We start from the raw sequence: 13,141 nt of genomic DNA, 5'->3' as shown, positions 1-13,141 counted from the left end.
ATGAGTAGCGCTGCACTGTCAACTAAAGCCGGACAGTCTTATACTAACTGTCTGTCTAAGGTTAAATGACCAGAAGTTTCGCGGTGCGGGTGGCATTGTGACTCACCGGCGCCTGAACCCTAATTTACACGTACCAGTAAGTAGTTGTAGCGAATGAATACTGAAGCCACTCACGACCAAAATGAAGCACTCTCCACGGGCGTTCGTCTTCGCAATGCCCGTGAACAACTCGGACTCAGCCAGCAAGCTGTTGCAGAACGCTTGTGCCTGAAGGTTTCCACGGTTCGCGATATTGAAGAAGACAAGGCTCCGGCCGATCTTGCTTCAACGTTTCTGCGTGGTTACATCCGCTCTTATGCAAAACTGGTGCATATCCCTGAAGAAGAACTGTTGCCAATGATGGAAAAACAGGCACCGGTACGTGCGGCGAAAGTCGCGCCGATGCAGACCTTCTCTCTGGGCAAACGTCGCAAAAAACGTGATGGCTGGCTGATGAGCTTTACCTGGCTGGTACTGTTTGTGGTGATTGGTCTGACGGGCGCATGGTGGTGGCAAAACCACAAAGCGCAGCAGGAAGAGATCACTACAATGGCTGACCAGTCCTCTGCCGAGCTAAACAATTCCGGTAACGACGGCGCGCAAAGCGTGCCGTTAAACACCGACAGCAGCGCCACTTCCGGCGAACCGCAAACTGCGGCTACCGATTCTCAGGCTGTAGAACCTACCCAAACGCCAGCGCCGGCCACCACACCGGACCAGACGACAGCGCAAAATGCTGTTGTCGCACCGTCTCAGGCGAATGTGGATAACGCTCCAGCGGCGACAGCACCTGCCGCTACGGCGAACACTACACAGCCGCTGCCAACCGACCAGGCTGGCGTGGCAGGGGCAACCACTGCCGATCCTAACGCGCTGGTGATGAACTTCTCTGCCGACTGCTGGCTGGAAGTGACGGATGCAACAGGTAAAAAACTGTTCAGTGGCCTGCAGCGTAAAGATGGCACATTAAATCTAACCGGTCAGGCTCCGTATAAGCTTAAAATCGGTGCTCCGGCTGCGGTGCAGATCCAGTATCAAGGAAAACCTGTCGATCTGAGCCGTTTTATCAGAACTAACCAGGTTGCGCGTCTTACCGTTAATGCCGAACAATCAGCAGCACAGTAACAGGCGAGTAACGCGGGAGACTTTTCATGCATAATCAGGCTCCGATTCAACGTAGAAAATCTAAGCGGATTTACGTTGGGAATGTGCCGATTGGTGATGGTGCACCCATCGCCGTTCAGTCGATGACCAACACCCGTACCACGGATGTTGAGGCGACGGTCAATCAAATCAAAGCATTAGAGCGCGTAGGTGCGGATATTGTCCGCGTCTCCGTGCCGACCATGGATGCCGCCGAGGCATTCAAACTCATCAAGCAGCAGGTTAATGTTCCGCTGGTTGCCGATATCCACTTCGATTACCGAATCGCGCTGAAAGTCGCGGAATATGGTGTGGATTGTCTGCGTATCAACCCAGGTAACATCGGCAGCGAAGAGCGTATTCGTTCGGTCGTTGACTGCGCCCGCGATAAAAATATCCCTATCCGCATCGGCGTTAACGCCGGATCGCTGGAAAAAGATCTGCAGGAAAAATACGGCGAACCGACGCCGCAAGCGCTGCTGGAATCAGCCATGCGCCATGTGGATCATCTCGATCGCCTCAACTTCGATCAGTTCAAAGTCAGTGTGAAAGCGTCTGATGTTTTCCTGGCCGTTGAATCCTATCGCCTGCTGGCGAAGCAAATCGATCAGCCGTTGCATCTTGGGATCACCGAAGCCGGTGGCTTACGCAGTGGTTCTGTGAAGTCGGCGATTGGCCTTGGGCTGCTGCTTTCCGAAGGGATTGGCGACACGCTGCGTGTATCGCTGGCAGCCGATCCGGTGGAAGAGATCAAAGTCGGTTTCGACATTCTGAAATCCCTGCGCATTCGTGCTCGCGGGATCAACTTCATTGCGTGCCCAACCTGTTCGCGTCAGGAATTTGACGTTATCGGTACGGTCAACGCGCTGGAGCAGCGTCTGGAAGATCTGATCACGCCGATGGATGTCTCTATTATCGGCTGCGTGGTGAACGGTCCTGGTGAAGCGCTGGTGTCAACGCTTGGCGTGACCGGCGGCAACAAGAAAAGCGGCCTCTATGAAGATGGGATCCGTAAAGACCGTCTGGACAACAACGACATGATCGATCAGCTGGAAGCCCGCATCCGCGCAAAAGCGACGATGCTGGACGAAGCCCAGCGCATCAGCATTCAGCAAGTTGAAAAATAACGTGATGGGAAGCGTCAGGCTTCCCATGTATGATTGAACCCATTCTTTGGGTTTTTTTTGTATATAGAAAGAGAATAAACGTGGCAAAAAACATTCAAGCCATCCGCGGCATGAACGATTATCTGCCTGGCGAAACCGCCATCTGGCAGCGCATTGAAGGCACTCTGAAACAGGTGCTCGGCAGCTACGGTTACAGCGAAATCCGTTTGCCGATTGTAGAGCAGACCCCGTTATTTAAACGCGCGATCGGCGAAGTGACCGACGTCGTTGAAAAAGAGATGTATACCTTTGAAGACCGCAACGGCGATAGCCTGACGCTGCGTCCGGAAGGTACGGCAGGTTGTGTACGCGCCGGCATCGAACATGGTCTCCTGTACAATCAGGAGCAGCGTCTGTGGTATATCGGCCCGATGTTCCGGCACGAACGCCCGCAAAAAGGCCGTTATCGCCAGTTTAATCAACTGGGTGTGGAAGTCTTTGGCCTGCAAGGTCCGGATATCGACGCTGAGCTGATCATGCTGACGGCGCGCTGGTGGCGTGAGCTGGGGATTTCCCAGCACGTTGCGCTGGAGCTGAACTCCATTGGCTCCCTGGAGGCGCGTGCGAACTACCGTGATGCGTTAGTCGCATTCCTGGAACAGCACAAAGATAAGCTGGATGAAGACTGCCAGCGTCGCATGTACAGCAATCCGCTGCGCGTTCTGGATTCCAAGAACCCGGAAGTGCAGGCGCTGCTGAACGATGCCCCGGCGCTGGGTGACTATCTGGATGACGATTCTCGCGAGCATTTTGCTGGTCTGTGCAAACTGCTGGAAGCGGCCGGTATTGCTTATACCGTTAACCAGCGTCTGGTGCGCGGTCTGGATTACTATAATCGCACGGTATTTGAGTGGGTCACCACCAGCCTGGGTTCTCAGGGTACCGTGTGTGCAGGCGGTCGTTATGACGGTCTGGTGGAACAGCTGGGTGGCCGTGCTGCACCTGCAGTAGGTTTCGCAATGGGTCTTGAACGACTTGTTTTGCTGGTTCAGGCAGTTAATCCGGAATTTAAAGCAGAATCCGTTGTCGATATATACCTGGTGGCCTCAGGTGCGGATACGCAGTCTGCGGCAATGCAGTTTGCCGAACGTCTGCGCGATGCGCTGCCGGGCGTTAAGCTGATGACTAACCATGGTGGTGGCAACTTCAAAAAGCAGTTTGCCCGTGCCGACAAATGGGGCGCAAGTATCGCACTGGTGCTGGGCGAGTCCGAAGTGGCTGCTGGCGAAGTGGTGGTAAAAGACCTGCGCTCTGGTGAGCAAACAACCGTAACGCAGGATAGCGTTGCCGCGCACTTGCGCACTTTACTGGGCTAAGGGGAAGAACAGCGTGGAAATGTACGAGAACGAAAACGACCAGGTTGATGCGATTAAACGCTTCTTTGCCGAAAATGGCAAAGCCCTGGCCGTTGGGGTAATTTTGGGTGTGGGCGCGCTGATGGGTTGGCGTTACTGGAATAGCCATCAGGCTGATTCCGCGCGTGATGCTTCCCTTTCCTATGAAAATACCGTGAGCGCAATTCGTGCCGATCAGCCGCAAACGCTGGCTGCTGCGGAGAAATTTGCTGCTGACAACAAAAATACTTACGGTGCACTGGCATCGCTCGAAGTGGCTCAGCAGTTCGTTGATAAAAATGAACTTGATAAAGCCGCCGCTCAGCTGACTCAGGGTCTCGCGGCAGCCAGCGATGACAATCTGAAAGCGGTGATTAATCTGCGCCTGGCGCGTATTCAGGTACAGCAGAACAAAGCCGACGACGCGCTGAAAACCCTCGACACTGTCAAAGGTGAAGGTTTTGCAGCCATCGTAGCTGACCTGCGTGGTGAAGCTCTGCTGAGCAAAGGCGACAAACAAGGCGCGCGCAGCGCGTGGGAAGCGGGCGTGAAAAGTAACGCCTCACCTGCGCTGAGCGAAATGATGCAGATGAAAATAAATAATTTGTCCGTCTGAGAGGGACCCGATGCAATTGCGTAAATTACTTCTGCCAGGACTGCTTTCTGTTACGTTATTGAGTGGATGTTCACTGTTCAGTGGCGAAGAAGATGTTGTAAAAATGTCCCCGCTGCCGACTGTTGAAAATCAGTTTACCCCGTCAACCGCGTGGAGCTCTTCCGTGGGTGATGGAATCGGTGATTTCTATTCCAACCTGCATCCGGCGTATGCCGATAGCGTTGTCTATGCGGCTGATCGCAAAGGCACCGTGCGCGCGTTCAACGCCGATGACGGGAAAGAAGTCTGGTCGGTCAATCTGGCCGAAAAAGACGGTTGGTTTTCCCGTACGCCAGCACTGCTCTCGGGCGGCGTGACCGTTTCCGGTGGTCATGTCTATATCGGTAGCGAAAAAGCGCAGGTCTATGCGCTGAACGCCAGCGACGGTTCTATTGCATGGCAAACGCGCGTAGCAGGTGAAGCCCTGTCTCGTCCGGTTGTGAGCGACGGCCTGGTGCTGATTCATACCAGCAACGGCCAGCTGCAGGCGCTGAACGAAGCGGACGGTGCCGTGAAATGGACTGTGAACCTGGACATGCCAGCCCTGTCTCTGCGCGGCGAATCTGCCCCTGCGACCGCGTTTGGTGCGGCTATCGTGGGCGGTGATAACGGTCGCGTCAGCGCCGTGCTGATGCAGCAGGGTCAGATGATCTGGCAGCAGCGTATCTCCCAGGCAACCGGTCCGACTGAAATTGATCGTCTGAGCGACGTCGATACCACGCCCGTTATCGTGGACAACGTGGTTTATGCGCTGGCTTACAACGGCAACCTGACGGCGCTGGATCTGCGCAGCGGCCAGGTTATGTGGAAACGTGAGCTGGGTTCAGTGAACGATTTCGTGGTCGAGGGTAACCGCATCTACCTGGTGGATCAGAATGACCGTCTGCTGGCGCTGAACACCGACGGTGGTGTCACGCTGTGGACGCAGAGCGATCTGCTGCACCGTCTGCTGACCGCACCTGCGCTGTACAATGGCAGCCTGGTGGTGGGCGATAGCGAAGGTTATATGCACTGGATTGATCCGGAAACGGGTCGCTTCGTGGCGCAGGAAAAAGTCGACAGCTCTGGTTTCCTGACCGATCCGGTTGTGGCTGACGGCAAACTGCTGATCCAGGCAAAAGACGGTACGCTCTACGCGATCACGCGTTAATCGTCTCGTTTGTAGTATAATAAACGGCTCCTGTTAACTCAGGGGCCGTTTTGACTTTTATAAAAACGCCGCAACTGCGACGTTTATTTGAATTTTATGAGGCTTCAAACATGGTACCTGTGGTCGCGCTTGTCGGGCGCCCGAACGTTGGAAAATCCACTCTTTTTAACCGTTTAACACGCACCCGTGATGCGCTGGTGGCGGATTTCCCGGGGCTGACTCGTGACCGTAAGTACGGTCGTGCTGAAGTGGAAGGTCGCGAGTTTATCTGTATCGATACGGGTGGTATCGACGGTACAGAAGACGGTGTGGAAACGCGCATGGCAGAGCAATCTCTGCTGGCGATTGAAGAAGCGGACATTGTTCTGTTCATGGTAGACGCACGTGCGGGCCTGATGCCTGCCGATACGGCTATCGCCAAACACCTGCGCTCTCGCGAAAAGCCAACCTTCCTGGTGGCGAACAAAACTGACGGTATTGATGCCGATCAGGCGGTAGCGGATTTCTGGGCCCTGGGCCTCGGTGAAATCTACCCGATTGCCGCGTCTCATGGCCGCGGTGTCACCAGCCTGCTCGAAACCGTTCTGCTGCCGTGGGTTGACGAAGTAAACCCGCCGGAAGAAGTGGACGAAGACGCTGAATACTGGGCGCAGTTCGAAGCCGATCAAGAGGGCGCAGAAGAAGAACCTGAGGATGATTTTAATCCGCAGGATCTGCCGATCAAACTCGCTATCGTCGGTCGCCCGAACGTAGGTAAGTCCACACTGACCAACCGTATTCTCGGCGAAGACCGCGTGGTGGTCTACGACATGCCGGGCACCACGCGTGACAGTATTTACATCCCGATGGAACGTGACGAGCGCGAATATGTGCTCATCGACACGGCGGGCGTGCGTAAGCGCGGTAAAATCACCGATGTAGTGGAAAAATTCTCCGTTATCAAAACGCTGCAGGCGATTGAAGATGCCAACGTGGTGATGCTGGTCATCGACGCGCGTGAAGGCATCTCCGATCAGGACCTGTCGCTGCTGGGCTTTATCCTCAATAGTGGGCGCTCACTTGTTATCGTCGTCAACAAATGGGACGGCCTGAGCAACGAAGTGCGTGAGCAAGTCAAAGAGATGCTGGACTTCCGTCTGGGCTTCATCGACTTTGCCCGTGTGCACTTCATCTCTGCGCTGCACGGCAGCGGCGTGGGCAACCTGTTCGAATCCGTTCGCGAAGCCTACGACAGTTCTACCCGTCGTGTAAGCACCGCCATGCTGACGCGCATCATGACCATGGCAGCGGAAGACCATCAGCCGCCGCTGGTGCGAGGCCGTCGCGTGAAGCTGAAATACGCCCACGCCGGTGGTTACAACCCGCCAATCGTGGTGATTCACGGTAATCAGGTGAAAGATCTGCCGGATTCCTACAAGCGTTATCTGATGAACTACTTCCGTAAATCGCTGGATGTGATGGGTACGCCTATCCGCATTCAGTTCAAGGAAGGGGATAACCCGTTTGCGAACAAACGCAACACGCTGACGCCGAACCAGATGCGTAAGCGTAAGCGCTTGATTAAACACATCAAGAAAGGCAAATAATTGCACACTAAAAAACCCGACTGAGTCGGGTTTTTTGCCTTTTGTTCTCCACAATTCATGAACGGAGTGGAACATGCGGTTAGGGTTTATTGGGCTTGGTGCCGTGGTTGAGACGGCCTATTTACCGGCGTTGCGACAGATTTTCGATACTCCCTTACATTGCGTCGGTTTCGATCTTCGCCCCGAGCGCGAGCTTGCAGGCGTGGTGCGCTGCCCGTCCCTGGAGCAACTACTGGCCAGTCCGATAGAAACCCTGTTTGTCACCACCTCTTCACTGCATCACCTCGATGCGCTTGAGCTGGCCTTATCCTCACCGATTCCGCGTATCGTGGTGGAAAAACCGGTTGTCGCGACGCTTTCCCAAATCGAAAGACTCAAAACGCTGCTCGCAAAACCTGAAGCCGCTGCTCGCGTGCTGGCGCTCGATCACTGGATGGCGCGAAGCGGTGCCATGCAACTCGCGTTGGGCATTCTGAACCCGGCCTGGCAGCCGGAACGGGAAAATCAGACGGCAGGCCGGGTGGTCCATTCACTTGATGAGATCGTCAAAATCGAAGGATCTCTTCAGGAGCCTAGCGGCTTCAACTCCGCGGGAGAACCTGTTGCGCTGAATTTTGCCACCGGTGAGCCTGATACCCGCCAGCTTCGCCACCCGGACGGTGTGATCATTGATATCGGTACCCATGTGCTGGCGATGATGCGAGAAACCGTGCGCGCGCTCGGCGGAAATCACGCACTGTCTTTGCAGGTGATAACCGCGACAGATCGTCTCGGCCGCCCGATTGCCACAGGCGATCTGCTCACCGCCGAAGGCGAAGCTCATCTTCAGGGCCATGTGAGCGGTATTCCGGTGGATATCTGGCTGAACAAATATGCCGGGCCTGCGGGTGGGCAAAAAGGGCTTCGGCTGCATCTACGTGACGGGCGCATTATCAGCCACGACCGACGCGGCACCGAGGATGTTCTCGAACTGATTGACGGCGAAAACGTGCAGCGCTGGACGCTTCCGGGGGCGATCTACGCCCACTGTCTGGCAGAGCATATTCTTGGGGAAAATAGCCTGTACGAGAGGGCGCCAGAAGAGGTGGCATTCACCACGCAGCGGCGGCTGGAAGAGGTCGAACTCCTGCTGAAATTACAGCAACAGCTGCGTGGCCCACACTGATCGCGGCGTGGTAAAATACCTCAAAACCTTTTTAAGGAGTCACGATGTCTATCATCTGTCCGGATTGCCATGCAGAGCTGGAACCCGTAAACGGAATGGCACACTGCGAGAGCTGCGATAAAGATATCGCGCTGGAAGCGCTATGCCCTGACTGCCATCAGCCGCTTCAGGTGTTGAAAGCCTGCGGTGCGGTCGATTATTTTTGCCAGAACGGGCACGGCCTGATTTCGAAGAAACGCGTTGAATTCAAGCCGGTCTAAACCGGCTTTTTCTTGCGCGTCTTTTTCGCGGGAGTGATACCTTTCACTTCACTTTCTACCCAGCCGTCGGCCAGGCGGGTTGTCAGCACGTCACCGGCTTTCACCTGTTTGGTCTGTTTCAGTACCGTGCCGTCTGTCGCCGTGGTTACACTGTAGCCGCGCGCCAGCGTTGAAAGCGGGCTAACGGCTTCCAGATGCGTCACCGCATTACCAAAACGCTCACGGGTGCTGCTCAGGCGTGCGCGGATGTTCTCACCCAGACGATATTCAAGCTGCTGCATGCGTGTCTGCGCGCGATAGATGCGCGGCTGCGGGTTTTGCTGATTCAGGCGCTGGGTTATCCGCTGCTGGCGCGAAAGCGCGCGCTTGAGTTGATTATCCAGAGCAAAATTCATCCGCTGGCGCAGACGCTCAAGCACCGTTTGCTGACGTGCCAGACGCAGCTGCGGGTGCTGCTGCTGTAGCCGATGCTGCAACTGGGTAAAACGACGATTACGGTTGGCGAGGAAATAGTCCATCGCCATTTCCAGACGCTGCTGGCCGTTCTGCAACTGGCGCAATAGTTCCAGCTGGTTGCGGCTCACGATTTCGGCGGCGGCAGATGGCGTCGGCGCGCGCATGTCCGCGACAAAATCAGCGATGGTGACGTCAGTTTCGTGCCCGACCGCGCTGACAATGGGAATAACACTGTCGAAAATCGCCCGCGCCACGCGCTCGTCGTTGAAACTCCATAGATCTTCCAGAGAGCCACCGCCGCGCCCGACGATTAACACGTCACACTCCTGGCGCGCGTTTGCCAGCGCAATGGCGCGCACAATCTGGCCCGGCGCATCGTCGCCCTGCACGGCAGTCGGGTAAATCACAATGGGCAGCGACGGATCGCGACGCTTCAGCACGTGTAAAATATCGTGCAGCGCCGCACCGGTTTTAGAGGTTATCACCCCGACGCAATGGGCGGGAGAGGGCAGGGATTTCTTGAACTGCTGATCGAACAGGCCTTCCGCTGACAGTTTTGCTTTCAGTTGCTCGTATTTCTGCTGCAGCAAGCCTTCACCCGCCGGCTGCATGCTCTCGACGATGATCTGATAATCACCGCGCGGTTCATACAGCGTGATATTCGCGCGAACCAGAACCTGCTGGCCGTGCTGAGGGCGGAACGTCACCCGACGATTGCTGTTGCGGAACATGGCACAGCGCACCTGAGCGGTGTCGTCTTTCAGCGTAAAGTACCAGTGCCCGGATGACGGCTGCGTGAAATTAGAGATCTCTCCGCTGATCCAGACCTGTCCCATTTCCTGCTCGAGCAGCAAACGAACCGATTGATTAAGGCGGCTTACGGTAAAAATTGAGGGGCTTTGGGAGGATAACATGTGAGCGGGATCAAATTCTAAATCAGCAAGTTATTCAGTCGATAGTAACCTGCCCGGAGGCAATCGCAAGCATTTTTTATAAAAAAGTGTGGATGCAATCGGTTACGCTCTGTATAATGCCACGGCAATATTTAACCACCCAGGTCAGAGATATTGCCCATGCTACGTATCGCTAAAGAAGCACTGACGTTTGACGACGTCCTCCTCGTTCCCGCTCATTCCACCGTTCTGCCGAATACTGCCGATCTCAGCACGCAGTTGACTAAAACCATTCGCCTGAACATTCCTATGCTCTCTGCGGCTATGGACACCGTGACTGAAGCGCGCCTGGCAATTGCCCTGGCACAGGAAGGTGGCATCGGCTTTATTCACAAAAACATGTCTATCGAGCGTCAGGCGGATGAAGTTCGCCGCGTGAAAAAACATGAATCCGGTATTGTTTCCGATCCCCAGACCGTTCTGCCAACCACTACCCTGCACGAAGTGAAAGCGCTGACCGAGCGTAATGGCTTTGCGGGCTACCCGGTTGTGACTGAAGACAACGAACTGGTGGGTATCATTACTGGCCGTGACGTGCGCTTCGTGACCGACCTGAACCAGCCTGTCAGCGTCTACATGACGCCGAAAGAGCGTCTGGTGACCGTGCGTGAAGGCGAAACCCGTGAAGTCGTGCTGGCTAAAATGCACGAAAAACGCGTTGAAAAAGCGCTGGTTGTGGATAACAGTTTCCACCTGCGTGGCATGATCACCGTAAAAGATTTCCAGAAAGCAGAACGTAAACCCAACGCCTGTAAAGACGAGCGTGGCCGTCTGCGCGTAGGCGCTGCGGTGGGTGCAGGCGCTGGCAACGAAGAGCGCGTTGATGCGCTGGTCGCTGCGGGCGTTGACATTCTGCTGATCGACTCCTCTCACGGTCATTCCGAAGGCGTTCTGCAACGTATTCGCGATACCCGTGCAAAATACCCTGATCTGCAGATCATCGGCGGTAACGTCGCAACTGGCGCGGGTGCCCGCGCTCTGGCAGATGCTGGTTGTAGCGCTGTAAAAGTGGGTATCGGCCCTGGCTCCATCTGTACGACGCGTATCGTAACCGGCGTGGGCGTTCCGCAGATCACCGCCGTTTCTGACGCGGTAGAAGCGCTGGAAGGCACCGGTATTCCGGTTATCGCCGACGGCGGTATCCGCTTCTCTGGCGATATCGCGAAAGCCATCGCGGCAGGTGCAGCGGCGGTCATGGTTGGCTCTATGCTGGCCGGTACCGAAGAGTCTCCGGGCGAAATCGAACTGTTCCAGGGCCGTTCTTATAAATCTTACCGTGGTATGGGTTCCCTGGGCGCGATGTCCAAAGGTTCTTCAGACCGTTACTTCCAGACGGATAACGCAGCCGACAAACTGGTACCGGAAGGTATCGAAGGTCGTGTGGCATACAAAGGCCGTCTGAAAGAGATTATCCACCAGCAGATGGGCGGCCTGCGTTCCTGTATGGGCCTGACCGGCTGTGGTACTATCGACCTGCTGCGTACTAAAGCGGAATTTGTACGTATCAGCGGTGCGGGTATCCAGGAAAGCCACGTTCACGACGTGACGATCACCAAAGAGTCCCCGAACTACCGTCTGGGCTCCTGATAAGTTTCCGCGCCCGGCTCAATGCCGGGCGCTTTGTTTCACTTGCCTCGGAATTAGCGTCAATGACGGAAAACATTCATAAACATCGCATTCTTATCCTGGATTTCGGTTCTCAGTACACTCAGCTGGTGGCACGTCGCGTGCGTGAACTTGGCGTTTACTGTGAGCTGTGGGCGTGGGATGTCACGGAAGCACAAATCCGTGAATTCAATCCAAGCGGCATCATCCTTTCCGGTGGCCCGGAAAGCACCACCGAACATAACAGCCCGCGCGCCCCGCAATACGTCTTTGAAGCCGGTGTTCCTGTCTTCGGCGTCTGCTACGGCATGCAGACCATGGCAATGCAGCTGGGCGGCCACGTTGAATCCTCTAACGAACGTGAGTTTGGCTACGCGCAGGTCGAAGTACTGACCGACAGCGCCCTGGTTCGCGGCATCGAAGATTCCCTGACCGCTGAAGGCAAACCGCTGCTCGACGTCTGGATGAGCCACGGCGATAAAGTGACCGCGATTCCTTCCGATTTCGTAACCGTTGCCAGCACCGAAAGCTGCCCGTTTGCCATTATGGCGAACGAAGAAAAACGCTTCTACGGCGTGCAGTTCCACCCGGAAGTAACCCACACCCGTCAGGGTATGCGTATGCTGGACCGCTTCGTTCGCGATATCTGCCAGTGTGAAGCTCTCTGGACCCCGGCGAAAATCATCGACGACGCCGTTGAGCGTATCCGCAAACAGGTTGGCGACGATAAAGTGATCCTCGGCCTGTCCGGTGGCGTTGACTCCTCCGTGACCGCGATGCTGCTGCACCGTGCCATCGGCAAAAACCTGACCTGCGTCTTCGTGGACAATGGTCTGCTGCGCCTGAACGAAGCCCAACAGGTGATGGACATGTTCGGCGACCATTTCGGTCTGAACATCGTTCACGTTGAAGGCGAAGAGCGCTTCCTGTCCGCACTGGCGGGCGAAAACGATCCGGAAGCCAAACGTAAAATCATTGGCCGTGTGTTTGTTGAAGTGTTCGACGAACAGGCGCTGCGTCTGGAAGACGTGAAATGGCTGGCGCAAGGCACCATCTACCCGGACGTGATCGAATCCGCTGCTTCCGCAACGGGTAAAGCACACGTCATCAAATCTCACCACAACGTGGGCGGCCTGCCGAAAGAGATGAAGATGGGTCTGGTTGAACCACTGCGTGAGCTGTTCAAAGACGAAGTGCGTAAAATTGGTCTGGAGCTGGGCCTGCCGTACGACATGCTTTACCGTCACCCGTTCCCGGGCCCAGGTCTGGGCGTGCGCGTGCTGGGCGAAGTGAAGAAAGAGTACTGCGACCTGCTGCGTCGTGCGGATGCAATCTTCATCGAAGAGCTGCATAAAGCCGACCTGTACAACAAAGTGAGCCAGGCGTTCACCGTATTCCTGCCAGTACGCTCCGTCGGCGTCATGGGTGATGGCCGTAAGTACGACTGGGTTGTCTCCCTGCGTGCCGTCGAAACCATCGACTTTATGACCGCACACTGGGCACACCTGCCGTATGACTTCCTTGGCCGTGTCTCTAACCGCATCATCAACGAAGTGAACGGGATTTCCCGTGTCGTTTATGACATCAGCGGTAAGCCACCGGCGACGATTGAGTGGGAATAATTTTCAC

Annotated in this window: 11 protein-coding genes; 10 read left to right on the top strand and 1 reads right to left on the bottom strand. The window is 55.6% G+C overall.

Translation table 11 applies throughout. The annotated features are described in order from the left end of the window. Positions 1-153: 153 nt before the first annotated feature. From rodZ to ACB496_RS16100, 8 genes are all read left to right on the top strand, one after another. Positions 154-1,164: a cytoskeleton protein RodZ gene (gene rodZ, locus ACB496_RS16135; protein WP_371973068.1), complete on the top strand. Its 1,011-nt coding sequence runs from the start codon at positions 154-156 to the stop codon at positions 1,162-1,164. A gap of 26 nt (positions 1,165-1,190) precedes the next feature. Next, entirely contained in the window at positions 1,191-2,309 is a 1,119-nt protein-coding gene (gene ispG, locus ACB496_RS16130) for a flavodoxin-dependent (E)-4-hydroxy-3-methylbut-2-enyl-diphosphate synthase (protein WP_100779322.1), read from the top strand. A gap of 80 nt (positions 2,310-2,389) precedes the next feature. Then, complete coding sequence (gene hisS, locus ACB496_RS16125) at positions 2,390-3,664, top strand: histidine--tRNA ligase (protein ID WP_100779323.1); 1,275 nt, start codon at positions 2,390-2,392, stop codon at positions 3,662-3,664. 13 nt (positions 3,665-3,677) lie between these two features. Continuing rightward, positions 3,678-4,298: a YfgM family protein gene (locus ACB496_RS16120; protein ID WP_100779324.1), complete on the top strand. Its 621-nt coding sequence runs from the start codon at positions 3,678-3,680 to the stop codon at positions 4,296-4,298. Positions 4,299-4,308: 10 nt separating this feature from the next. Beyond that, the gene (gene bamB, locus ACB496_RS16115; protein WP_100779325.1) at positions 4,309-5,487 is read left to right on the top strand and encodes an outer membrane protein assembly factor BamB; all 1,179 of its coding nucleotides are present in this window, start codon (positions 4,309-4,311) and stop codon (positions 5,485-5,487) included. Positions 5,488-5,597: 110 nt separating this feature from the next. Next, entirely contained in the window at positions 5,598-7,073 is a 1,476-nt protein-coding gene (gene der, locus ACB496_RS16110; RefSeq protein ID WP_100780837.1) for a ribosome biogenesis GTPase Der, read from the top strand. 73 nt (positions 7,074-7,146) lie between these two features. Continuing rightward, positions 7,147-8,238, top strand: a complete 1,092-nt coding sequence (locus ACB496_RS16105; protein ID WP_371973067.1) for a Gfo/Idh/MocA family oxidoreductase — start codon at positions 7,147-7,149, stop codon at positions 8,236-8,238. Positions 8,239-8,282: 44 nt separating this feature from the next. Continuing rightward, a complete protein-coding gene (locus ACB496_RS16100; RefSeq protein ID WP_100779327.1) occupies positions 8,283-8,498 on the top strand; it encodes a zinc ribbon domain-containing protein in 216 nt (71 codons plus the stop codon). Here ACB496_RS16100 and xseA read toward each other — a convergent pair. Next, the gene (xseA, locus tag ACB496_RS16095; RefSeq protein WP_371973066.1) at positions 8,495-9,868 is read right to left on the bottom strand and encodes an exodeoxyribonuclease VII large subunit; all 1,374 of its coding nucleotides are present in this window, start codon (positions 9,866-9,868) and stop codon (positions 8,495-8,497) included. The genes ACB496_RS16100 and xseA overlap by 4 nt on opposite strands. A 159-nt stretch (positions 9,869-10,027) precedes the next feature. Here xseA and guaB point away from each other — a divergent pair, with 159 nt between their 5' ends. Continuing rightward, positions 10,028-11,494, top strand: a complete 1,467-nt coding sequence (gene guaB, locus ACB496_RS16090; protein ID WP_100779329.1) for an IMP dehydrogenase — start codon at positions 10,028-10,030, stop codon at positions 11,492-11,494. 62 nt (positions 11,495-11,556) lie between these two features. Next, positions 11,557-13,134: a glutamine-hydrolyzing GMP synthase gene (gene guaA, locus ACB496_RS16085; RefSeq protein ID WP_100779330.1), complete on the top strand. Its 1,578-nt coding sequence runs from the start codon at positions 11,557-11,559 to the stop codon at positions 13,132-13,134. The last annotated feature ends 7 nt before the right edge of the window (positions 13,135-13,141 follow it).

Source organism: Lelliottia nimipressuralis (assembly GCF_041464075.1).
In the GTDB taxonomy this organism is placed as follows: domain Bacteria; phylum Pseudomonadota; class Gammaproteobacteria; order Enterobacterales; family Enterobacteriaceae; genus Enterobacter; species Enterobacter nimipressuralis.
Note: the sequence above shows the minus strand (reverse complement) of the source record. Positions and strands in the feature narration are given on the sequence as shown.